This is a genomic window from Streptomyces bacillaris (genome assembly GCF_003268675.1).
Lineage (GTDB): Bacteria > Actinomycetota > Actinomycetes > Streptomycetales > Streptomycetaceae > Streptomyces > Streptomyces bacillaris.
Window position 1 is genome coordinate 7441564 of record NZ_CP029378.1, and the last position, 22280, is coordinate 7463843.

Sequence of the window (22280 nt, forward strand, 5' to 3'; positions counted from 1 at the left end):
CCGGAACAGGGGTGCGGGGGAACGAGTGGGAGAGGGGGGCGGCCCGATGGCTCTGCGTCATGCCGTACTGGCGGCGCTGCTCGACGAGGAGCTGAGCGGCTACCAGTTGGCCAAGGCGTTCGACATGGGCGTCGCCAACTTCTGGCACGCGCAGCCGCAGCAGCTGTACGCCGAGCTGGCCCGGCTGGAGAAGGAGGGGCTGGTCGACGGGCGCGAGGTCGTCCAGGACGCCCGGCCCAACAAACGGCTGTTCCGGGTCACCGCCGACGGGCTGGCCGAGCTGGAGCGGTTCGCTGCGGAGAGCGCCAAGCCCTCGTTCATCCGGGACGACCTGCTCGTCAAGGTGCAGGCGGCCGACCATCTCGACGCCGGTGAGCTGATCGCCCGGCTCGCCGAGCGGGCGGAGTTCGCCGAGGCCAAGGCCGCGCAGTTCGTGGCGCTGCTGAAGGGGATGCGCGGCGGGCGGACGGAGGCGGAGTTCCTGCGGTACGGGGAGCGGATCGGGCCCTATCTGACCTGCCGACGCGGGCTCGCCTTCGAGCGCGCCAACCGGGACTGGTGCCGGGAGGTGATCGACGTCCTGCGGGCGCGGTCCGCCTGAGGAGGGTCCGTGCGGCCTGAGGGGGTCCGCGCAACTCTCCAAAAGATATTCTGCAAAAATACTTTGGGAAAGTGGCCGGGCCGCTCTACGCTGCTGCCATGACCAGCGAACCCAGCCGCCGCGTCCTCGATCCCGAGCGCGACGGAGCCGCCTTCAAGGCCCTCACCCACCCGCTGCGGATCGAGCTGCTCGGCCTGCTGCGGCAGCACGGCCCGGCCACCGCCAGCGAGCTGGCCGCGCGCACGGGCGAGTCCTCCGCCTCCACCAGCTACCACCTGCGGGTCCTGGCCAAATACGGGTTCGTCGCCGAGGCCGAGCACCGCGACGGCCGCGAGCGCCGCTGGAAGTCCGTGCACGCCCTCACCTCGTTTAGCAACGAGGCCATGCACCGCGCCCCCGGCGGCCGGGCCGCGCTCAGCGCACTCCGCCGCCGCCAGCTCGAGCACCTGGAGCGCTCGCTGGGTCGGCACGAGGCGGATCTGGAGAGCGGCCGGCTCGACAGCGCCTGGCAGGAGCCGTCGGGCCTGAGCGACAGCCTGCCCCGGCTGACCCCCGAGTCGCTGACCGAGCTGTGGGAGGCGCTGGCCGCCAAGACGGCCGAACTGGCCGCCCGTGACGCGGACGACCCCCGCGCCGAGCAGGTCGTGGTCTTCACGGCGGGGCTCCCACTGGCGCCGGAACCGCCCGTGGCCTCCGCCGGGTCCGCGGCCACCGAGGGGTCCGCCCACACCAGCGAGAACGCCCCCGCTGACGGGAACGCCCCCGCCGACGGGCGCGCCTCATGAGCGGGACGGCCGGAGCCCCCGGCGCCCCGATACCGCCACCGCCCGCCGCCCGGCGACTGGACCCGCTGACCGCGCGCCGCCGGTTCGTCACGGTCTCCTTCCTCTTCTGGCTCCCCATCGGCATGTCCATCGCGACCGGGGTGCTCCTCTTCACCGACCGGGGCATGGGCCTCGCCGCCGTCGCGGGCTTCTTCGCCGTGCACTCGCTCACCGCCGCCGCGATGGAGCTGCCCACCGGAGGCCTCTCCGACGTCATCGGGCGGCGCGCCGTCCTCGCTACCGCCGGGCTGCTCAACGTGGCCGCCTTCACCCTCTTCGGCCTCGCCTCCGCCGCCTGGGCCATCGCGCTCGGCATGGCCCTCATGGGGTGCGCCCGTGCCCTGTCCAGCGGGCCCGCCGAGGCCTGGTACGTCGACACCGTCCACGCCCACGCGGGACCCGCCGCCGACCTCCGTACGGGGCTGGCGCGCGGCAGCTCCGCCACCTCGGCCGCCCTCGCGCTCGGCACCCTGCTCGGCGGCGGGCTGCCCTGGCTGCTCGGCCGCGTCCCCGGCGCGGGGGAGTGGCTCACCGGGGCGACCGGCGGCCACGTCATCCTGCTCTCCGTGCCCGCGCTCCTCGGAGCCCTGGTCGAAGTCGGCTTCGTCCTCTACGTGGTGAGTGCCCTGCCCGAACCGCCCCGGCCCCGGGCCACCCTGCGCGGGGTCCTGGGCGGGGTGCCCGCCGCGATCGGGGCCGGGCTCCGGCTCGGCGGCCGGGACGCCGTGATCCGGCCGCTCCTGCTGACCGCAGGCACCACCGGGGCCGGACTGGCGGTGCTCGAACTCCTCACCCCGGGCCGGGCCGCCGCCCTCACGGGTACGGCCGAGTCCGGCGCCGTGGTCTTCGCCGGGCTGGCCTGTGCGGGGTTCTTCTGTGCCGCCCTCGGCAGCCAACTGGCGCCGCTCGCCGCCCGGTCGACCGGCAGCAGTGGGCGCGCGGTGCTGGCGGGCCGGGGCGTGGTGGTGCTGGGGCTCGTCCTGCTGGGTGCCTCCGCGTCCTCGACGAGCGCCCTCGCCACGGCGGCCGCCGGCACCGGCTTCGGGCTGGCGTACCTGGGGCTGGGCATCGCGGCCCCCAACGCCAACGATCTGCTGCACCGCCGGGTCGACGCCTCGGGCCGGGCCACCGCGCTCTCCGTCCAGTCGCTGGCCCTGCAACTGGTCGCCGCCGGTGCGGGGATCGCCTTCGGCCTGCTGCCGCTCGGGCCGCTGCCCTGGCTGCTGGCCGCCGCCGTCGTGCTCGCCGGGGCGCTGCTCTGGGTGCGCCGGACCGCAGGGAACCCGGAGGAGCGGCTGCCCTCCCCGCTGCCCGTTGTGGCCGGATCGGCGTCCGAACGGTGACCGGCCGGTGCCCGATCGCCCGGGCGGCTTCCGCCGGAGGGGCACGATCGGGCTGAATGGGCGGAGACCGCACCGGTCACCCGCACCGGTACGGAGACGGCGGAAGACCGGTCCATCCGTCGCCACCCCACGTCACAGCAGCTGAGGAGATCCACCCCCATGCTCGACCACAGCGACCTGCTGGTCGTCGGCGAATGCGTCGCCGACATCGTCCGGCTGCCGGACGAGGAGGACCGGGTCCACCCTGGCGGCAGCCCCGCCAACGTCGCGTACGGCCTCGCCCGGCTCGGCCACCGGGCCACCCTCCTCACCCAGCTCGGCCCCGACGCGAACGGGCGGCTCATCCGGGACCACCTGACCTCCGCCGGAGTCACGGTCCGCACCGACGGGGCGCCCGCCCGCACCCCGTCGGCCGCCGTCACCCTGGACGCGGCCGGGCAGGCCTCGTACGCCTTCGACGTCTCCTGGACCCTCGCCCCGGTCGCCGTGGACCCGGCCCCGGGCCATGTGCACACGGGGTCGATCGGAGCGGTGGTGGGGCCGGGGGCGGACACGGTCCTGGAGATCGTGCGGGCCGCCCGCGCCACGGCGACCGTCAGCTACGACCCCAACGTGCGGCCCGCCCTCATGGGGGAGCGCGCCGAGGCCGTGCGGCGGGTCGAGGAGTGCGTCGGGCTGAGCGACCTGGTCAAGGCGAGCGACGAGGACCTGGCCTGGCTCTACCCGGGGGAGGAGCCGGAGAAGGTGGCCGCCCGCTGGCTGGAGCACGGGCCCGCCGCCGTGCTGGTGACCCGGGGCGGCGACGGGGCCCTCGCCGTGCTGCCCGGCGGGCCGTTCACGGTGGCCGCCGCACGGGCGGAGGTGGTGGACACCGTGGGCGCGGGCGACGCGTTCATGTCGGGCACCCTCCACGCGCTGGCCGCGCACGGCCTCCTCGGCGCCGGAGCACGGGAGCGGCTGCGCACGGTGGACCGGGCCACCCTCACCGACGTACTGCGCCACGCGGTCGCCTCCGCGGCCGTCACCGTCTCCCGGGCCGGTGCCAACCCGCCCGACGCGGCGGAGCTGAGGGAGGCGCTCGACGCGCAGGGAGGCGCCCGACCGTAACTGACAGACCGTCATGACCCGTTCGGCCCAGTCGAACGCATCCTCGCCAGGCGCCCCGCCGTTCGTCAACCGGCCGCAGTATGACAACGGGATCGGGGCAGCGGGTGACGGGAAGACGAGCAGCAGGCAGCGGGGCGGGGCCGCGGGGACGCGAGCGCGCCTTAGCGACCGGGAGTGGACGCACGGCCGTACTGGAGGGCGTGGCGGGCTGGGTGCCGGGGGAGCCGGTCCCCAACGAACTGCTCCCGGCCGGCTGGGGCGTCGACGACGCCTGGGTGCGTCGGCGCACCGGCATCGGCAGCAGGCACCGCGCCGGACCCGGGGCCGCCACCGGTGACCTCGCCTACGAGGCGGCCTCCCGGCTCCTCGCGGGCGCCCCGGCGGCCGGGCCCGTCGACGCGGTGGTCCTCGCCACCGCCACCCCAGACCACCTCTGCCCCGGCACCGCCCCCGCCCTCGCGGCCCGACTCGGGCTCGGCACCGTACCGGCGCTGGACATCGCCGCCGTGTGCAGCGGTTTCGTCTACGGGCTCGCCCTCTGCCACGGGCTCATCGCCTCCGGGCTGTACGGGCGCGTCCTGCTGGTCGGCGCCGATGTCTACTCGACCTGGCTCGACCCGGAGGATCGTTCCGCCGGAGTCGTCTTCGGCGACGGGGCGGGCGCGGCCCTGGTGGCGGCGGGGCAGGCCGGTGACCCCGGTGAACTGCTCGCCTTCGACCTGGGCAGCGACGGCACGGGCTACGAGCTGATCACCGTCCCCGGCGGCGGTGCCCGCGCCCGCGCGAGCGGGAAGCCGCCCGCGCTGCCGGACGCGTACTTCCGGATGCAGGGCTCCACCGTCTACCAGCACGCCGTCGAGCGCATGACCGGCTCCTGCCGGACGCTGCTGGAGCGGGTGGGCTGGGACCCGGCCGAGGTCGACCGCTTCGTGCCGCACCAGGCCAACGCCCGCATCCTGCGGGCCGTCGCGGACCGGGTCGGGATCGGACCGCAGCGCTGCGTCACCCATCTGGAGCGGGTCGGCAACACCGGCGCCGCCTCCATCCCCCTCGCCCTGGCCGACGCGGCGGGCCGGGGGGTGCTCCGGGGCGGCGACCGGGTGCTGCTCACCGCGTTCGGGGGCGGCTTGACCTGGGGCTCGGCCGCACTCCGCTGGCCGGGAACCCCGCAGACCGATTCGACGATTTCTACGGAAGGAACACAGCATGTCGCAGTCCGCTGATCAGGGCACCGGAGCCGGATCCGGAACCGCCGTCGCGGTGACGGGCGTCGGCCTGGTGACACCCGCAGGGGCTGACGAGCACAGCTTCTGGGAGGGGCTGTGCGCCGGGCACTCCACCGCCCGCCGCCGGCCCGAACTGGCCGGTCTCCCGGTCGACTTCGCCTGCGCGGCCGACGGCATCGACCTCGATGCGGCGGTCGGCGGCCGCTCGGTGTGGCGGATGGCCCGCTTCGTGAAACTGGCCGTCGTCGCGGCCCGGCAGGCCGTCGCGGACGCCGGGCTCGACCCCGCGGTGTGGGACGGCGGGCGGGTCGGCGTGGTGCTGGGCGTCGGCGTCGGGGGCGTCTCCGTCCTCGTCGACAACGCCGCCAAACTGGCCGCCTCGGGGCCCGACGCGGTGTCCCCGCTGCTCGTCCCGATGATGATCCCCAACGCGGCGGCGGGCGAGGTCGCCATCGCGCTGAAGGCGGGCGGCCCCTCCCTCGCCCCCGCCACCGCCTGCGCCTCCGGGGCCACCGCCGTCGCCGTCGCCCGGGATCTGCTGCTCGGCGGGAGCTGCGACGTCGTGGTGGCGGGCGGCTCCGAGTCGGTGCTGACCCCGCTGGTGGTGACCGCGTTCGCACGGATGGGCGCGCTCTCCACCCGTACCGACGATCCGGCGGGCGCGTCACGGCCGTTCGCCGCCGACCGGGACGGGTTCGTGATCGGCGAGGGCGCCGCCATGCTCGTCCTGGAGCGGGCGGAGGCGGCCCGCGCCCGGGGCGTACGGGCCCGCGCCCTGCTCACCGGCGCCGGGTCCAGCACCGACGCCCACCACCCCACGGCCCCGGCCCCCGACGGGCGCGGCGCCGAACGCGCGGTGCGGGCGGCCCTCGACCAGTCGGGGTGGACGGCCTGCGAGGTCGACCACATCAACGCCCACGGCACCTCCACCCCCCTCAACGACGCCATGGAGACCAACCTCATCTCCCGGCTCTTCCCGCACCGCCCGCCCGTCACCGCGTCCAAGGGCGTCATCGGGCACACCCTCGCGGCGGCGGGCGCGATCGAGGCGGTGGCCACCGTCCTGACGCTGGAACGTTCGCTCGTCCCGCCGATCGCCAACCTGGACTCCCTCCCCGACGCCTTCCCGCTCGACTGCGTGGTGAAGGAGCCCCGCCACCAGCGGGTCGAACGCGCGGTTAGCCACTCCTTCGGCTTCGGCGGTCACAACGTGGCGCTCGCCTTCCAACGCGCCTGACCCGAAAGGGCCGTTCGGGAACGGCGAGGGGTGTCCTCGCCGTTCCTTGATCGTTACTCTGTCGTGACCGTATTCATGCATGAAACGCCCCCGTCCACGACGATCGATCTGCTCACCCGAACGCTCTACGGTGACAACTTCCGCCAGGAGCACGCCTTCTGGCGTCGGCTGATCACAACAGAACCGTTTCGGCGGCCCGGTGGCGGCACCCCCGACGAGCGGCTCGCCCTCTCCTACCACCGGCTGCGCATCCTCAACGACGCACTGGACAGCGGCGCGAGGCTGGCCGCCGACCCCCGCGCCCTGGCCGCCCTGCACGAATGGCTCGGCCCGGTCGACCCCGCGCTGACCACCGTCGCGGGCATCCACTACAACCTCTTCCTCGGCTCCCTCCTCGACCACGACCCAGGCACGCTCCGCGACCTGTCGGACTTCCTGGAGCTGCGGAACATCGGCACCTTCCTCTGTACGGAGGTGGCGCACGGCAACGACGCGGCGGCCGTCGAGACGACCGCGACGTACGACCCCGAACGCGACGGCTTCGTCCTGCACACCCCGCACGCGGGCGCCCAGAAGTTCATGCCCAACACCAGCCCCGCCGGGGGCCCCAAGACCGGAGTGGTCGCCGCCCGGCTCCTCGCCGACGGCACCGACCACGGGGTCTTCCTCTTCCTCGCCCCGCTCACCGATGCCGTGGCCGCGCTGCCCGGCGTACGGGTGCGGCGGCTGCCCGCCCGGATGGGCTCCCCGGTCGACCACTGCCTCACCTCCTTCGACCGGTACTTCGTCCCGCGCGAGGCGCTGCTCGCCGGGGAGCAGGGGCGGATCGGCGCGGACGGCCGGTTCACCAGCCGACTGGCCAACCGCAGAAGGCGGTTCCTCCTCTCCATCGGGCGCGTCACCCCCGGCAAGCTCTCCATGAGCGCCTGCGCCGTCGGCTCCGCCCGGGTCACCCTCGCGATCGCGATCCGGTACGCGGGCCACCGGCTGGTCTCCGGGGCGCGCGGCGACCGGCGGGTGCCCGTCTACGCGCACCGCAGCCACCACGGCCCGCTCGCCGGGGCGATGGCCACCGTCTTCGCGATGAGCCTCCTGCACCGCAGGGCACTGGACCGCTGGGAGTCCGCCCCGGCTGCCGACCGGGCCGAGGCGGAGCGTCTGGTCGCCGTCGCCAAGGGGTGGATCACCTGGCAGGCGCGCGGCGTCATCGTCGAGTGCCGGGAGCGGTGCGGGGCGCAGGGGCTGCTGGAGAACAACGGCATGACCGAGCTGTTCACCGGAATCGAGGGGGCGATCACCGCCGAGGGCGACAACCTCGCCGTCCACGCCAAGGCCGCCGCCGAGATGCTGTTCGGCGTCACGGTCCGGGACGAGGAGGAGGGGGACGGGCCCGGCGACCTGGACGACCCGCACTTCCTGGGACGGCTGCTCGCGGCGGTGGAGGACATCTGGTTCGACCGCGCCCGGGAGCGGATCAGCGCCGCCCCGGCCGGGGACCCGCTCGGCCGGTGGAACGCCGCCTCGGGCCCGGCGCTGCGCGGGGTGGAGGCGTACGGCTACCGGCAGGCGGGCGAGGCGTTCGAACAGGCCGTGGCCGCACTGCCCGAAGGACCGGCCCGCGAGCGGCTCACCGAGCTGCACCGGCTCTTCGCCCTCCGGTGGATCGCCCGCAACAGCGGCGACCTCCTCGCCGCCGGACGGCTGACCGCCGGACAGGTGTCCGCGCTGCCCGACGCGGAGGAGCGGCTCATCGCGACCGTCGCCCGGCACGCCCCCGAGCTGGTGCGGTCCTTCGCGCTGCCGGAGCGGCTGATGTCGGACTGGCCGATCGCCGGACCCGGTTACGCGGACGCCTACGACGACCCGGAGGGGCCCTGGCACCGGGACCGCGGGCCGGCAGGGACCGGGGCGGGCGCTTCGGGCGGGAGCGGCAGCCGCACGGGAGAGGGGAGCGGCACCCGTACGGGCGCCGGGGCCGGGCGTCGTACGGCGGATTTCCTGCGGCCCGCCTGTGGCAGCAAGCGGCGGCGGCCGCTGCGCGAGAAGGTCGCGGCGCTCGGGACGCGCGGGGTGCTGCTGGCGTACTGGGGGACCACATCCGTGCTCTCCCGGTGGTTCGAGAAGCCGCAGGTGGGCGCAGATGAATCGGTTCGCCCCAGGGCGTAACCGGAAGATCTTCATCCAGTTACTTCGGCGGGGGCTGATTTCAGCCACCCGCCCCGCGTCAAGCCCCCGATGGGTTGATGAAGCCGTCGGCGGGCCGATGAACCGATGAGAGGAAACGCCGTGCAGACCCAGACCATCCACCCGAAGATCACCGAGGTACTCACCGGGACGTTCAAGGTGCCCGCGGCCGAGATCCTGCCGGAGTCCACGATGGACAGCCTGGAGATGGACTCCCTGGCCGTCGCGGAGTTCGCCGTCATCATCAAGGAGACCCTGGGGGTCACCGCCGACTCCGAGAAGCTCTACAAGGACGCCACGCTCGCCGACATCACCGCGTTCATCGACGCGGCCGTCGGCGGCGAGGCGGCGGGCAGTGCGGTGCCGGTGAGCAACACCCGATGAACCGACCCGCCATCGCCGTCACCGGCCTGGGCATGATCACCCCGGCCGGCCACACCACCGACACCACCTGGGACGGCGTCTGCCGAGGCGGTTCCTTCGCCCGCACCGTCCCCGAACTGCACGGCTGCGCCGTCGACTTCGCCTGTACGGTCACCGGCATCGACCTGGACGGAGCGGTCGGCGGCCGCAGCGCCTTCCGGATGGGCCGGTACGTCAAGTTCGCCGTCCTCGCCGCACGGGAGGCGGTGGCCGACGCCGGGCTCGACCCCGCCCACTGGGACGGCGCCCGCGTCGCCGTCGTCGTCGGCACCAGCAGCGGAGGCTCCGCCGGACTCACCGAACAGGCCGTCGCCCTGGAGCGGCGCGGCCCCGAGGCCACCTCGCCCTCGGGCATCCTGCTCACCATCCCGAGCATGCCCGCGGCCGAGATCGCCATCCAGATGAAGGCCACCGGCCCCAGCCTGGCGCCCTGCACGGCCTGTTCCTCCGGGGTGACCGCCCTCTCCGTGGCCCGCGACATGCTGGCGCTCGGCCAGTGCGACATCGCGATCGCCGGGGCCACCGAGTCGATCGTCTTCCCGGTCGCCATGACCGGCTTCGCCCGCTCCGGCGCGGCCGCCCTGCGGGACGCGGACGGGCCGGAGGGCGGCGACCCCGCCCGCCTCTGCCGCCCCTTCGCCGCCGACCGGGCCGGGCTCGTCATGGGCGAAGGCGCCGCGATCATGGTCCTGGAGCGGGCGGCGGACGCCCGGGCCAGGGGAGCGGCCCCCCGAGCGCTGCTCGCCGGCACCGGCGCCACGACCGACGCCCACCACCCGACCTCCCCGCACCCCTCCGGGGCGGTCGCCCAGGCCGCCGTGGAGGCGGCGCTGAGGGACGCGGGCTGGCGGGCCGAGGACGTGGAGCACGTCAACGCGCACGGCACCTCGACGCCCCTGAACGACGCGACCGAGGCCGCCCTCATCGGCCGGGCCTACCCGCACCGGCCGCCCGTCACCGCCCCCAAGGGCGTCCTGGGCCACTGCATGGGGCGGCCGGGGCCATTGAGGCGGGGCTGACCGTCCTGACGCTCCAGCACGGCATCGTCCCGCCGATCGCCAACCTGGACGCCCCCGACCCCGGGTTCGCCATCGACTGCGTCACCAAGACCCCGCGTGAGGTGCCCGTACGACGGGCCGTCAGCCACTCCTTCGGGTTCGGCGGACAGAACGCGGTGATCGCCCTGGAGGCCCCGTAGACCGTCCGACAGGCCCCCTGAGGGGCGGCCGGGCCGGTGCGGCGGGACGATCCCGCGCCGCACCGGCCCACGGGGGAGCGGCCCGCGCACCGGCTCCGACCTGGGCGAAGGCCCGTGATAGCTTGCCGGGGCCAGTCGAACCCCGGCGACGGGGTCAGGGAATCCGGTGCGAGACCGGAACTGACGCGCAGCGGTGAGGGGGACGGGCGGGGCCACGGCCACTGGAGCACCCACACGCTCCGGGAAGGCGTCCCGCCCGGACGAACCCGAGTCCGAAGACCTGCTGGCACCCGCGCCCCGCACCCGGGGCACGGAACCGTACGACGGGCTCCGCGGCTGGGCCCAGAGACAACCGAGGTCCTCCGTGCTGCCCCAGGCCACCCCCGCCCCGATACGTACCGCCGCCCTCCTCGCGGCCGCCGCCGTCCTGCTCACCGCCTGCGGCGGCGGGACCACCACATCCTCCGCCGAGGGCGGCGACCAGGCCGACGGCTTCCCCGTCACCCTGAAGAACTGCGGGCGCACCGTCACCGTCAAGGCGCCGCCCCAGCGGGCCGTCTCGGTCGACCAGGGATCGACGGAGATCCTCCTCTCACTGGGCCTCGCCGACCGGCTCGCGGGCACCGCCACCTGGAGCGACCCGGTCATGAAGGGCCTGGAGAAGGCCAACGCGGGCGTCGAGCGCATCTCCGAGAACCGGCCCTCCTCGGAGAAGGTCCTCGACAAGGAGCCCGACTTCCTCTCCGCCTCCTTCGCCTCCACCCTCGCCAAGGGCGGCGTCGCACCGCGCGAACAGTTCGAGAAGCTGGGCGTGCCGACCTACATCTCGCCCGCCGACTGCGTCGGCAAGGACAACAGCGGCGGCGGCGACGGAGCCCGTACCGCGCCCCTCACCATGGACAGCGTCTACACCGAAGTCCGGGAACTCTCCCAGGTGTTCGGCGTCCCCGAGCGCGGCGACGCCCTGGTGAAGAAGCTCCAGGAGCGGGTCGCGAAGGCCACCGAGGGCATCGACGGCTCGAAGGCCTCCCTCCTCTACTGGTTCTCCGACTCCAAGGCCCCCTACCTCGCGGGCTGTTGCGGCGCCCCCGGCGTCATCACCAGGGAACTCGGCGCGAAGAACGTCTTCGACGACACCCACGACGAATGGCCCCAGATCAGCTGGGAGACCGTCGCCGACCGCAACCCCGACGTCCTGGTCATCGGCGACCTGAGCCGCACCATGCAGACCGCCGAGAGCGCCGAGAAGAAGATCGAGTTCCTGGAGTCCAACCCGGTCACCAGGACCATGGACGCCGTGAAGAACCGCCGTTACGTGCTGCTCAGCGGCCAGGCCATGAACCCCACCATCCGGACGGTCGAAGGACTGGAGCGCGTCGCCGCCGGGCTGCGCGACTTCGGACTCACGGGGTGAGCGCCGGCCACCCGACGGCGAAGACGTCCCCCGGGGCACGGCGGGTGGGCGCGCCGTTCCAGGCGCTGCTCTGGACCGGCGGACTCGCGCTCCTGCTGCTCTCCACAGCCGTCGCCGTCACGATCGGGCCCGCCCGGATCTCCGTCCCCGACGTCTGGTCCGCCGTCGCCTCCCACCTCGGCTTCGGCACCTCGGAGCTGAGCCCGATCCGGGACGGCATCATCTGGAACCTGCGCATGCCCCGCACCCTGCTCGCCGCCGTGTGCGGGGCCGGGCTCGCGGTGTGCGGCACGGTGATGCAGTCCCTGCTGCGCAACCCGCTCGCGGACCCCTTCGTCCTCGGCGTCTCCTCGGGGGCCTCCACCGGGGCGGTCGTGGTGGTCGTCCTCGGGGTCGGCGGGGGAGCGGTGTCGCTCTCGGCCGGGGCGTTCGTCGGGGCCCTCTGCTCCTTCGCCCTGGTCCTGCTGCTCAGCCACACCCTCGGCGCCACCACCGACCGGGTGGTCCTCTCCGGGGTCGCCGCGATGCAGCTCTTCTCCGCCCTGACCTCCTTCGTCGTGATGACCTCCGCCGACGCCGAGCAGACCCGCGGAGTGCTCTTCTGGCTGCTGGGCTCGCTCAGCGGGGTCGGGTGGGGCGAAGTGGCCCTCTGCACCGCCGTCCTCGCCGTCTGCCTGGTGATCTGCCTGGCCCACGCCCGTACGCTCGACGCCTTCGCCTTCGGGCAGGAGGCCGCGGCCGCGCTCGGTGTCGACGTCGCCCGCACCCGGATCGTGCTGCTGTGCACCACCGCCCTGCTGACCGCCGCCCTCGTCAGCTCGGCCGGGGCGATCGGCTTCGTCGGCCTCGTCCTCCCGCACGCGGCCCGCGCGCTCACCGGCTCCGGCCACCGGCGGCTCCTGCCGGTCACCGCGCTCGCCGGGGCGATCTTCCTCGTCTGGGTCGACACCCTGGCCCGGACCGTCCTGGACCCGCAGGAAGTGCCCGTCGGAGTGGTCACCGCGCTGATCGGCGTCCCCGCCTTCGTCCTCGTCCTGTACCGCACCCGGAGCGCCTCATGAGCCCCACCACCGGCGGCGGCCTGCGTGCCGAACGGGTCGGCCGGAAGGCGGGCGGGCGGCTCATCCTCGACGGCGTCGACATCACCCCGCCACCCGGCGCCACCGTCGGACTGCTCGGCCCCAACGGCTCCGGCAAATCCACCCTGCTGCGCATCCTCGCGGGGCTCCTCGCCCCGGACACCGGCACCGTCACCCTGGACGGCGACCCGCTCACCGGCCTCGGCCGCCGCACCGTGGCCCGCCGGATCGCCGTGGTCGACCAGCACGCCGTCACCCAGGTCGACCTGAGCGTCCTGGATGTCGTACGCCTCGGCCGCATCCCGCACCGCCGCGCCTGGTCCGCCCCGGACCGCGGTGACGAGGAAGCCGTCACCGACGCCCTGCGGCGCACCGGGCTCACCGACCGGGCCGCCCAGTCCTGGCACACCCTCTCCGGCGGCGAACGCCAGCGCGTCCAGATCGCCCGCGCTCTCGCCCAGCAGCCCCGCGAACTCCTCCTCGACGAGCCCACCAACCACCTCGACATCCAGCACCAGCTGGAACTGCTCGCCCTGGTCGCCGCACTGCCCCTGACCAGTGTCGTCGCCCTGCACGACCTCAACCTGGCCGCGATGTTCTGCGACCGGATCACCGTGATGAAGGCGGGCCGGGTCGTCGCGGGCGGCACCCCGGCCGAGGTCCTCACCGAGGAGCTGATCGAGGACGTGTACGGGGTCCGTGCGGTCGTCACCCCGGACGGGCCGGAGGGACGACCTTCGGTACGGTTCCTGCCGCGTCGGTAGCCGTCGGGGTCCGGCATGAATGCCGGGCAGGAGGCACCGGTCCCGGACAGCCCGCCGGGCGGACCCGTCGTACGGGCCCGCCCGGAGGTCGAGGACATGGGAGCGGCCTTCCGGCCGCCGGAAGGAGGTGCCGTCAGCGGCGGCGCCCCTGGCCGAACTCGCCACCGGCGTCCTTGCCGGTGCCCATGTCCTTGCCGTCCGCGTAGTCGATCTTCTCCTTGCGGATCTCGGCCGAGACTTCCTTCTGCTCGGTGACCCGCTCGGTCTCCAGCCGCACCCGCTCCACCGGGACGGCCTCCTTGCGCACGGTGGCGCGCTCCGCGTGCAGGGTGACCTCCACGTCCTGCTCGCCGAAGTCCGTCGTACCGGTCACCTTCTCACCGGGCTGCAACGGCTCGCGGACCACCCGCACCTCCTCGTGGGAGACCGGAACGGACCGGGTGACCTCCTCGGTCACCACGTACTTGTGCAGCCGGGCCCGGCCGCTCTCGTACTCCTCCGTACCGACGTGCAGCTGCTCCTCGGAGCGGATCAGCTCGTCCTTGCCGCTCATGTCGGCACCCCGGGACGCGCCCGCGCCCGCGAGCGGCCTGGAGGTGGCGGAGGTGTCGCGGTGCCTGCCGGTACCGGCGCCCGCACCGGCCATGCCGGCTCCGGCCGTCGTCCCCGCGGCGCCCGTGCCCGTCGTGGTGTGGCCGGTCGCCTTGGCGCTCGGCGGCGGCGTGCCCGTGCCTCGGGCCGTGCCCGCCGCACCCGCTCCGGCCGCGCCCATGGCGCCCGTTCCGGCGACGGTCCGGGCGTCGGCGCCGGTACCCGTGCCGGTGCCCTTGGCGTCACCGCCGAGATTGCCCGCCTTACGGGTCATGCCGTAGTGCTGGTACAGCTCCTCCTCCTCGGCGACGGAGAGGTGCGCGTCCGCGTCCACGCGGGGCGCCTCCTTGACCGTCTCCTTGGAGTGCGAGACATGCAGGTCGGAGCCCACTCGACGGGCTCCGGCGAGCGGTACGAAGCTCTCCTTCATGCCGAACAGGCCGGTCTTGACCGTGACCCAGTCGGGCTTGCCGGTGTCGTCGTCGACGTACACCCGGCCCACACTGCCGACCTTCTCGCCCTCGTTGTCGTACACGGTCAGACCGTCGAGCTCTCCGGAATCCGTGAAACCGTCAGCGGCTCCCATAACCGAACCCTCCTCGCTGGGCGCGCCCTGTGGGTGGCTCCACCAGATGTGGCACGTCCGGCTTCCATCGCGCCTCACCCGGTTGGACGGTGCAACCGCCCGGCCACCCGGCCGAAGGGCCCCCGGAGGCCCCGGGGACCCTGCTGGCCCCGTACGGAGCCGCCCGGCGGCCCGTGACCCGGTTAGGCCAATCGGGTGAGCGGGTGCGGGCCCCGCATATGATCGGCGGAGCGCGGCGGCCCCGGGAGGACGGGCCAGAGCCGGTCCCGCCGAGCCACCAGGGGTGCGCCATCGATTCCGTACGTGTCCACCTGCCCGGCCGATGCGCTGAACCCCGCAGCGAACCGCGCGCCGAGCTTCGCGACCGGCACGAGGACGGCCACCACCTCCACCACCTGGTGTGGCGGCTGGGCCCCGGGGTGCGGGTGTGCAGCAGCGCGGTGCTCGGCGGCGGCATCGGCCCCCGCGCCTGGATCCTCAACGCCCAGGTCCCCGGCGGCTATCCCCGCCTCGACCCGGACCGCCATCTCGCGGAGATCGCCGCCGCCGAAGGGCTCACCGGCCCGGGCGTCGGGCTGATGACCGCCGCCGAGGTCGCCGCGTACACGACCGGCCACGACGGCGGCGTCACCGCGACCGTCACCACGGGCCTCGGCGTACGGGGCTGGGCGGCGGCCCCCGAAACCACGGTTCTGGATACCGTGGCCTCCCAGACCGCAGCCCCGGAACGCGCGGCCGCCGAAACCGCGACCGGCGAAACCTCAACGCCCGAAACCACGGCCCCGGAGTTCGTGGCCGCTGAAACCCCGACGCCCGAAACCACGGCTCCCAAACCTGTGGCCCCCGGCACGGAACCCCGCACCCCGCCCCGGCCCGGCACGGTCAACATCGTCGTCGGACTCCCCGTCGCCCTCTCCGACGCCGCCCTGGTCAACGCCGTCGCCACCGCCACCGAGGCCAAGGTCCAGGCCCTCCTGGACGCCGGACTCGACTGCTCCGGCACCCCCACGGACGCCGTCTGTATCGCCGCCCCCGAGCCGGGGCCCGACGGCGGCGAGCCATTCGCCGGACCCCGCTCCCCCTGGGGCGCGCGCATCGCCCGCGCCGTGCACACCGCCGTACTGGCCGGAGCGCGCCCGGCGCGGGACCTCAGCTGACCGTCACCGGGTGCCGCACCACCGCGTCGAAGAGGTACCCCTGCGTGTTGTGCGCGGTCTCCTTCGGCTGCGTACGCCCCGACCGGTCGGTGGCCCGCGCCAGCAGCTCGACCGGCCCCGTCCGCACCGGCACCCAGTCCGCCGACCACCGCACCCAGCTCCCGGCCCGCGGCACGTCGTGCAGCCGGGCCGGCCGCCACCGCTGCCCGCCGTCGGTGCTGACCTCCACCGACCGCACCGGAGCCCCGCCCGACCAGGAACGGCCGGTCAGCACCGTACGGCGACGGGCGCGGAACGTGGCGCCCCGCTCCAGCTCGAAGGCGCTCTTCAGGGTCTGCCGGGTCAGCGGGGCGCTGCCCTCCGGCGGGTAGCCGGGGCCGAAGAGCCGGTAGAGGCCGGTGTTCCACGGGGTGAGCAGCGGTTCGGCGCTCACCTCGATGTCCCCGAGCCACTTGACGTCGGCGATGCCCACCCAGGACGGCGCGATCACCCGGAGCGGGTACCCGTGGTCGGGCGGCAGAGGCTCGCCGTTCATCTCGTACGCGAGGAGCACGTCGTCCAGCGCCTTCGCCACCGGCAGCGGACGGCGCACCCGGCCCAGGCTCACTCCGTCCGTGACCACCTCGGCGTCCAGCCCGCGCGGCAGCACGTCCTCCGCGTGGCGCCCGATCCCGGCCCGGCGCAGCACATCGCCCAGCCGCACCCCGCGCCAGCGGGCCGTGCCGATCGCCCCGAGCGTCCACGCCGTGCCGCTGACCGGCTGCCCCTGCTGCGAGGCGAAGAAGCTGCGCCCGTTGCCCGCGCACTCCACGAAGGCGGTACGGGTGACCGAGGGCAGCCGCAGCAGATCGGCGTACGTGAAGTCGACCGGGCCGCCCTTGAGGCCGTCGCCCCAGACCGTCAGCTTCCAGGTGGCCCGGTCGATGTCCGGGGTCGCGGTGTGGTTGCGGACGAAGAACCGGTCGGCGGGGGTGAGCAGCCCGGTGCCCTTGAGCGCGGCGAAGTTGGTCTCCGCGTTGGTGCCGCGCAGCGTGAACAGCTCCGGAGGCAGCGGCTTGACGACCCCGGGCAGCCCGGCGGCGGGGGCCGGAGCCGCCGCCCGGGCCGGGGCGGTGACGGAGGCCAGCGGTACGGCGGCCGTCGCGGCCGCGACGAGCCGCAGCAGATCGCGGCGGTCGATCCCGGCGGAACGCGCCCGCCCGGCGGACCACTGGCGCAGCCGTATCCGGTCGTAGGCGGCCTCGGAGGCCGGGGACAGTGGGGTCATGGCAGCTCCTGGTGGGGGAGGGACGGTGGGGAGGCGGCAGGGGGAGCGGACGGGACCGTGGGCAGCAACTCCCTTACGAGAGAGGCGACCTGGTCCGTCTCGATGAGGAACCCATCGTGGCCGTAAGGAGATTCGACGATCCGCAGTCCGTCGCAGCCGGGCAGCAGCTCCGCCAACTGCCGCTGTTGGGAGAGCGGATAGAGCCGGTCCGAGTCGACGCCTGCCACCAGCGCGGGCAACTCGGCTCGGCGCAGCGCCTGTTCGACTCCGCCCCGGCCCCGTCCCACGTCGTGCCCGTTCATCGCCTCGGTGAGCGTCACATAGCTGCCCGCGTCGAACCGGCGCACCAACTTCCCCGCGTGGTGGTCGAGATAGGACTCCACCTGATAGCGCCCGCCGCGCCGCGGCTCCTCGCCCGGCTGTGGCTCCCGGCCGAAGCGGACGGCGAGTTCGGGCTCGCTGCGGTACGTGATGTGGGCGATGCGGCGCGCTTGGCCGAGGCCCCGGTGCGGACCGGTGCCGGGCGGGGCGTGGTGGTAGTCGCCGCCGCGCCACCCCGGGTCCGAGCGGATCGCGTCGATCTGCACCGAGCCCCAGGCGATCTGCTCGGCGGAGGCGGCGGCCGGGGCGGCGAGCACCAGCAGCGAACCGGTCCGCTCCGGTCTGCTCACCGCCCACTCCAGGGCCCGCATCCCGCCCATGGACCCGCCGATCACCGCCGCCCACCGCTCGACGGAGAGCGCGTCGGCGAGCGCCGCCTCGGCCGCCACCTGGTCCCGTACCGTCAGATACGGGAACCGGGAACCCCAGGGCGCGCCGTCGGGCCCCGGGGAAGAGGGGCCCGTACTGCCCTGGCAGCCGCCGAGCACGTTCGGGGCGACGACGAACCACCGGTCGGTGTCGAGCGCCCGGCCGGGGCCGACCAGCGCGTCCCACCAGCCGGGGGCGGGGTGGCCGGGACCGGCGGCTCCGGCCACATGGCTGTCGCCCGTCAGCGCGTGCAGGACCAGCACGGCATTGGAGCCGTCCGCCGCCCGCTGCCCCCAGGTCTCGTACGCCAGGCGGACCCCCGGTAGCCGGGCGCCGGACTCCAGGGGCAGCGGGTCCTCGATCGTCACCCAGCGGCGACGACCGGGCGGGTCCCCCTCCCGCCGGCCGCCGGAGGCCGGTGGGAAGGGAAGTGCGGCGGGCGCGGTCGTACGGTTCAGGACGCGGCCTTCGCGGCCCGGAACCCGGCGTCCAGGTCGGCCTTGAGGTCGGTTACGTTCTCCAGACCGACCGAGAGCCGCACCAGACCGGGCGTGGCGCCGGTGAGGAGAAGCTGCTCCTCCGTCAGCTGGCTGTGGGTGGTGGAGGCGGGGTGGATGATCAGGCTCCGTACGTCACCGATGTTGGCGAGATGGCTGAACAGCTCCACCGCGTCCACGAAACGCTTGCCCGCCTCGGCCCCGCCCTTCAGCTCGAAGGAGAGCACCGCTCCCGCGCCGCGCGGCAGATAGCGCTGCCCGGCCTCGTACCAGCGGCTCGACGGCAGACCCGCGTAGTGCACGGTCTCCACCTCGTCGCGCCCCTCCAGCCAGCGGGCCAGCTCCAGGGCGTTGGAGGTGTGCCGCTCCAGCCGCAGGCTCAGCGTCTCCACCCCCTGGAGCAGCAGGAACGCAGAGTGCGGGGAGAGCGCCGGGCCCAGGTCGCGCAGCAGCTGGACACGGAGCTTGATGGCGAAGGCGCCCGGTCCCAGGGCGGGCCAGTAGCGCAGCCCGTGGTAGCTCGGGTCCGGCTCGTGGAAGTCTGGGAAGCGCTCGGCGTGCGCCCCGAAGTCGAAGGTGCCGCCGTCCACGACGACCCCGCCGATGGTGGTGCCGTGCCCGCCGAGGAACTTGGTCGCGGAGTGGACGACGATGTCCGCGCCGTGCTCGATGGGCCGCAGCAGGTACGGCGTCGGCACGGTGTTGTCCACGATCAGCGGGACCCCGGCGGCGTGCGCGGTGTCGGCCACCGCCCGGACGTCCAGCACGTCGCCGCGCGGATTGCCGAGCGTCTCGGCGAAGAACGCCTTGGTGTTGGGGCGGACGGCGGCCCGCCAGGCCTCCAGGTCGTCGGGGTCCTCGACGAACGTCACCTCGACCCCGAACCGGGGCAGGGTGTGGCGGAAGAGGTTGTAGGTGCCGCCGTAGAGCGAGGGCGAGGAGACGATGTGGTCGCCCGAACCGGCCAGCGTCAGCAGCGCCAGGGTCTCGGCCGCCTGCCCGGAGGCGAGCGCCACGGCCGCGACCCCGCCCTCCAGCGCGGCGATCCGCTGCTCCAGGACGTCCTGCGTGGGGTTGTGGATGCGGGTGTAGATGTTGCCGGGCTCGGCGAGGGAGAACACGTCCGCGGCGTGCCGGGTGTCGCGGAAGACGAACGACGACGTCTGGTAGATCGGCACCGCGCGGGCGCCCGTCGTCGGGTCCGGGGCGGCTCCGGCGTGGATCTGCTGGGTCTCGAACGACCAGGCGGCCCCGGGTTTCCGGCGGTCGGTGTCCTCGGGGGTGTGGCCTGCGGTGACGGAGTCGAGGGGCTGGCTCATGTGTTTCCTCGCACGTGGTTCGGTCGCCGTACGGCGTACGTCCGCCGGTCGGCGGCAGCCCGGGCGGCACCGGGCTGATTACGGACCGTAGGACGTGCCGGACCGCCCCGGAAGCGTGTCGCCCTCTTGGCCACGAACCTGCAATACGGCGGCAATGCGAAGGCCGGTCCGGAACCCCGGACCGGCCTTCATCCCGTGCCGCAACGCGGCGAAATCTCACTCCTGAGGTCTCACTCCTGGGTGAGCATCCCGCTGCGCAGCTTGCCCAGCATCCGGCTCAGCAGCCGGGAGACGTGCATCTGCGATATCCCCAGCTCGGCCCCTATCTGGGCCTGCGTCAGCTCCTGGCCGAACCGCATGTCGATGATCCGCCGCTCCCGCTCGTCCAGGTCGCCCAGCAGCGGCGCGAGGGCGTGCAGGTTCTCCACGGCCTCCATCGCCGGATCGGGTTCGCCCAGCACATCGGCGAAGGTCCGCCCGGCGGTGTTCTGCGGACCGGACTCCGTGGAGTCGGTCGGCATGTCCAGGGAACCCGCCGTGTAGCCGTTGGAGGCGACGATGCCCTCGGTGATCTCCGCCTCGTCCATGCCCAGATGCTCGGCCAGCTCCTTGACCGTGGGGTCGCGGTCCAGCTCGGCGGAGAGCTGCTCCTTCGCCTTGGCGAGGTCGACCCGCAGCTCCTGGAGGCGCCGGGGCACATGGACGGCCCAGCTGGTGTCCCGGAAGAACCGCTTGATCTCACCGACGATGTAGGGGACGGCGAAGGAGGTGAACTCGACCTCGCGGGAGAGGTCGAAGCGGTCGATCGCCTTGATCAGCCCGATCGTCCCGACCTGGACGATGTCCTCCATGTCCCCGCTGCCCCGGTTCCGGAAGCGGTTGGCGGCGAACCGGACCAGGGACAGGTTCATCTCGATCAGGGTGTTGCGCGCGTACTGGTACTCGTGCGTGCCCTCCTCCAGCACCTGGAGACGGTCGAAGAAGAGGCGCGAGAGCCGGCGCGCGTCCATGGGGGCGACCTTGCCGGCATCTTCGATCCAAGGAAGGTCCTCCGTGGTGCTCGTCCGGTGGTCCGCACCGGTGGTCCGCGCGGTCTGTGCCGTCATCTCGTCACGCTCCCCTCGCTCGTAGGCCATGAGGTCTACTCGCCTGCCCTGCACTCCCGCCCTCATGCATGGAGCAGGGGACGGGATTCAGTCGGCCGGTGAGAAGTGGCCGGGAACGGCCTGCCTGGAGCCCTGAAACCCCGTCATGGGGCGGACGGATCCACAGGGGGCGCACAGAACCGCCCCACCGGTACGGGGGAGCCCGGTGGGGCGGTCTCCACCAGAGTGCCACAGCTGACGGGCAGTTGGGGCCGGACCGGGCCGTATTGGCTGACGGATGAGTCGAATTCGCCGGTCCCCGGGGCGGGCGCACGCCGGTCCGCACCGTGCTCCGGAACCTCTCCCTCCGGGCGGCGCGGAGCCCTTCGGAGCCCCCGGCCGAGCGCTCCGTTGCAGCCGCGTGAACAGTTCCCCGACACGGAATACGCCCTGCGCGCATCGGCTTTTGCCGGGTGGCGGGCGCGCGACGCCAGGGCACCGGGGTGCCCGCAGGGAGGAACCGCGCGATGGACCGGAACGAGGGAGAGCATGCGCCATTCGTACGCGTACGAAGAGGGGTGCCGGGGCATGGCACGGGGTGCCGGTGAACGGCCCGATCCGATCGCCGGGGTGATCTTGTGAGCACCCTCGACCGGCACCAGGGACCAGCCCTCCGACAGCCGTCCGCCGCCGCCCGGGCGGCGGGCGCCGGGTCCGGGGAGCCCAGTCCGGTGGCCGGGGACCCGCACCCGCTCGACGCCCCCGCCCTCGCCTCGCTCACCGGCCCGCACGCCCACTTCGCCGAGCGCCGGGGCCGGATCCTGCGCTACCCCGTCGACGTCACCCCCTGGACCGCCCACCCCGACGCGCCGGACGCGCGGGACTGGGTCGATCTCGCGGCGCTCGCTGGTCCGGGCGGCGCCATCGGCCTGAACACGCTGCGGGAGGAGCCGCCGGAGGGGTGGGAGATCCTCCAGCGGGTCGCCGGGGTCCAGCTCGTCGACGAGTCGGTGGTCCCGGAGCCCGACGCGGAAGCCGTGCGGCTCGGCCCGGCCGACGTACCGGAGATGCTGGACCTGGTGGAGCGCACCCGCCCCGGCCCCTTCCTGCCGCGCACCGTGGAGCTGGGCACCTATCTCGGCATCCGCCGGGGCGGCGCCCTGGTGGCGATGGCGGGGGAGCGGCTGCACCCACCGGGCTGGACCGAGATCAGCGCGGTCTGCACGGACGAGTCCGTACGGGGGCAGGGGCTGGCGAGCCGCCTGGTCCGGGCGGTCGCGTACGGGATCCGGGAGCGCGGCGAGACCCCGTTCCTGCACACCTCGGCCGCCAACACGGGGGCGATCCGGCTCTACGAGGCGCTCGGCTTCCGGCTCCGCGCCCACCCGGAGTTCCTCTCCCTCCAGGCCCCGGCCGCGCTCCCGCCCACCGAGGAGGCCCGCGAGGCCGCGCTGCGGTGACCAGGGCCGTGCTCCGGTGACCGGGATCGCGCTGCGATGCCCCTGGCCGTGCTCCGGTGGCCCGGTCCGGCGGCGGGACCCGGGGCGCCCACGGCCCGGCGGCGGGACTTCCGGCACCCGCCGCCGGGTCGGCTTCCAGGACTTCGTACCCCCGCCGGGCCCGCCGGA

The 22280-nt window shown here is 74.3% G+C and carries 18 protein-coding genes, 1 pseudogene and 1 riboswitch; of the genes and pseudogenes, 14 read left to right on the plus strand and 5 right to left on the minus strand.

All coding sequences use genetic code 11. From position 1 onward, the window contains the following. Positions 1-46 precede the first annotated feature (46 nt). The 12 genes and pseudogenes from DJ476_RS32500 to DJ476_RS32555 all read left to right on the plus strand — a co-directional run bounded on the left by DJ476_RS32500 (position 47) and on the right by DJ476_RS32555 (position 13400). Positions 47-601: a PadR family transcriptional regulator gene (locus tag DJ476_RS32500; protein WP_103419130.1), complete on the plus strand. Its 555-nt coding sequence runs from the start codon at positions 47-49 to the stop codon at positions 599-601. A 98-nt stretch (positions 602-699) separates the two neighbouring features. Beyond that, the gene (locus DJ476_RS32505) at positions 700-1386 is read left to right on the plus strand and encodes a helix-turn-helix domain-containing protein (protein ID WP_112492186.1); all 687 of its coding nucleotides are present in this window, start codon (positions 700-702) and stop codon (positions 1384-1386) included. Beyond that, positions 1383-2768 (plus strand): MFS transporter, encoded by a 1386-nt coding sequence (locus DJ476_RS32510; RefSeq protein ID WP_112492187.1) that lies wholly within the window; start codon positions 1383-1385, stop codon positions 2766-2768. Before DJ476_RS32505 ends, DJ476_RS32510 begins: the two co-directional genes overlap by 4 nt. 159 nt (positions 2769-2927) lie before the next feature. After that, positions 2928-3875 (plus strand): carbohydrate kinase family protein, encoded by a 948-nt coding sequence (locus tag DJ476_RS32515; RefSeq protein ID WP_112492188.1) that lies wholly within the window; start codon positions 2928-2930, stop codon positions 3873-3875. Between the two features lie 80 nt (positions 3876-3955). After that, on the plus strand, positions 3956-5098 hold the full coding sequence (locus DJ476_RS32520) for a beta-ketoacyl-ACP synthase 3 (RefSeq protein ID WP_404827565.1): 1143 nt from the start codon (positions 3956-3958) through the stop codon (positions 5096-5098). Next, positions 5082-6338 carry a beta-ketoacyl-[acyl-carrier-protein] synthase family protein gene (locus DJ476_RS32525; protein ID WP_112492189.1) on the plus strand — a complete coding sequence of 419 codons (1257 nt, stop codon included), beginning with the start codon at positions 5082-5084 and terminating at the stop codon, positions 6336-6338. The genes DJ476_RS32520 and DJ476_RS32525 overlap by 17 nt, the downstream gene beginning before the upstream one ends. 75 nt (positions 6339-6413) lie before the next feature. After that, on the plus strand, positions 6414-8504 hold the full coding sequence (locus DJ476_RS32530; RefSeq protein WP_208853553.1) for an acyl-CoA dehydrogenase family protein: 2091 nt from the start codon (positions 6414-6416) through the stop codon (positions 8502-8504). A gap of 120 nt (positions 8505-8624) precedes the next feature. After that, complete coding sequence (locus DJ476_RS32535) at positions 8625-8906, plus strand: acyl carrier protein (protein ID WP_239009276.1); 282 nt, start codon at positions 8625-8627, stop codon at positions 8904-8906. After that, positions 8903-10143 (plus strand): annotated as a pseudogene (locus DJ476_RS32540) (beta-ketoacyl-[acyl-carrier-protein] synthase family protein). The gene DJ476_RS32535 and the pseudogene DJ476_RS32540 overlap by 4 nt, the downstream one beginning before the upstream one ends. 115 nt (positions 10144-10258) lie before the next feature. Continuing rightward, positions 10259-10445: riboswitch (cobalamin riboswitch) on the plus strand. Between the two features lie 62 nt (positions 10446-10507). Continuing rightward, entirely contained in the window at positions 10508-11557 is a 1050-nt protein-coding gene (locus DJ476_RS32545; RefSeq protein ID WP_112492191.1) for an ABC transporter substrate-binding protein, read from the plus strand. Further along, positions 11554-12618 carry a FecCD family ABC transporter permease gene (locus DJ476_RS32550; protein WP_381248206.1) on the plus strand — a complete coding sequence of 355 codons (1065 nt, stop codon included), beginning with the start codon at positions 11554-11556 and terminating at the stop codon, positions 12616-12618. Before DJ476_RS32545 ends, DJ476_RS32550 begins: the two co-directional genes overlap by 4 nt. Beyond that, the gene (locus DJ476_RS32555; RefSeq protein ID WP_103419122.1) at positions 12615-13400 is read left to right on the plus strand and encodes an ABC transporter ATP-binding protein; all 786 of its coding nucleotides are present in this window, start codon (positions 12615-12617) and stop codon (positions 13398-13400) included. Before DJ476_RS32550 ends, DJ476_RS32555 begins: the two co-directional genes overlap by 4 nt. A gap of 133 nt (positions 13401-13533) precedes the next feature. On the opposite strand, the gene DJ476_RS32560 is transcribed toward DJ476_RS32555, so the two are convergent. After that, positions 13534-14577: a PRC and DUF2382 domain-containing protein gene (locus tag DJ476_RS32560; RefSeq protein WP_103419121.1), complete on the minus strand. Its 1044-nt coding sequence runs from the start codon at positions 14575-14577 to the stop codon at positions 13534-13536. A gap of 218 nt (positions 14578-14795) precedes the next feature. On the opposite strand from DJ476_RS32560, the gene DJ476_RS32570 reads away from it, so the two are divergent. Further along, the gene (locus tag DJ476_RS32570; protein WP_241565633.1) at positions 14796-15734 is read left to right on the plus strand and encodes an adenosylcobinamide amidohydrolase; all 939 of its coding nucleotides are present in this window, start codon (positions 14796-14798) and stop codon (positions 15732-15734) included. Here DJ476_RS32570 and DJ476_RS32575 read toward each other — a convergent pair. From DJ476_RS32575 to DJ476_RS32590, 4 genes are all read right to left on the minus strand, one after another. Continuing rightward, complete coding sequence (locus DJ476_RS32575; RefSeq protein WP_112492193.1) at positions 15727-17001, minus strand: sulfite oxidase; 1275 nt, start codon at positions 16999-17001, stop codon at positions 15727-15729. The two genes, DJ476_RS32570 and DJ476_RS32575, sit on opposite strands and share 8 nt — an antisense overlap. After that, positions 16998-18209 carry a homoserine O-acetyltransferase MetX gene (metX, locus tag DJ476_RS32580; RefSeq protein WP_103419118.1) on the minus strand — a complete coding sequence of 404 codons (1212 nt, stop codon included), beginning with the start codon at positions 18207-18209 and terminating at the stop codon, positions 16998-17000. The genes DJ476_RS32575 and metX overlap by 4 nt, the downstream gene beginning before the upstream one ends. After that, a complete protein-coding gene (locus tag DJ476_RS32585) occupies positions 18206-19567 on the minus strand; it encodes a bifunctional o-acetylhomoserine/o-acetylserine sulfhydrylase (RefSeq protein WP_103419117.1) in 1362 nt (453 codons plus the stop codon). The genes metX and DJ476_RS32585 overlap by 4 nt, the downstream gene beginning before the upstream one ends. A 230-nt stretch (positions 19568-19797) precedes the next feature. Continuing rightward, positions 19798-20673 (minus strand): RNA polymerase sigma factor SigF, encoded by an 876-nt coding sequence (locus tag DJ476_RS32590; protein WP_019765703.1) that lies wholly within the window; start codon positions 20671-20673, stop codon positions 19798-19800. Positions 20674-21383: 710 nt separating this feature from the next. Between DJ476_RS32590 and DJ476_RS32595 the strand changes: the two genes are divergently transcribed. Continuing rightward, on the plus strand, positions 21384-22112 hold the full coding sequence (locus tag DJ476_RS32595) for a GNAT family N-acetyltransferase (protein WP_112492194.1): 729 nt from the start codon (positions 21384-21386) through the stop codon (positions 22110-22112). Positions 22113-22280: the final 168 nt, after the last annotated feature.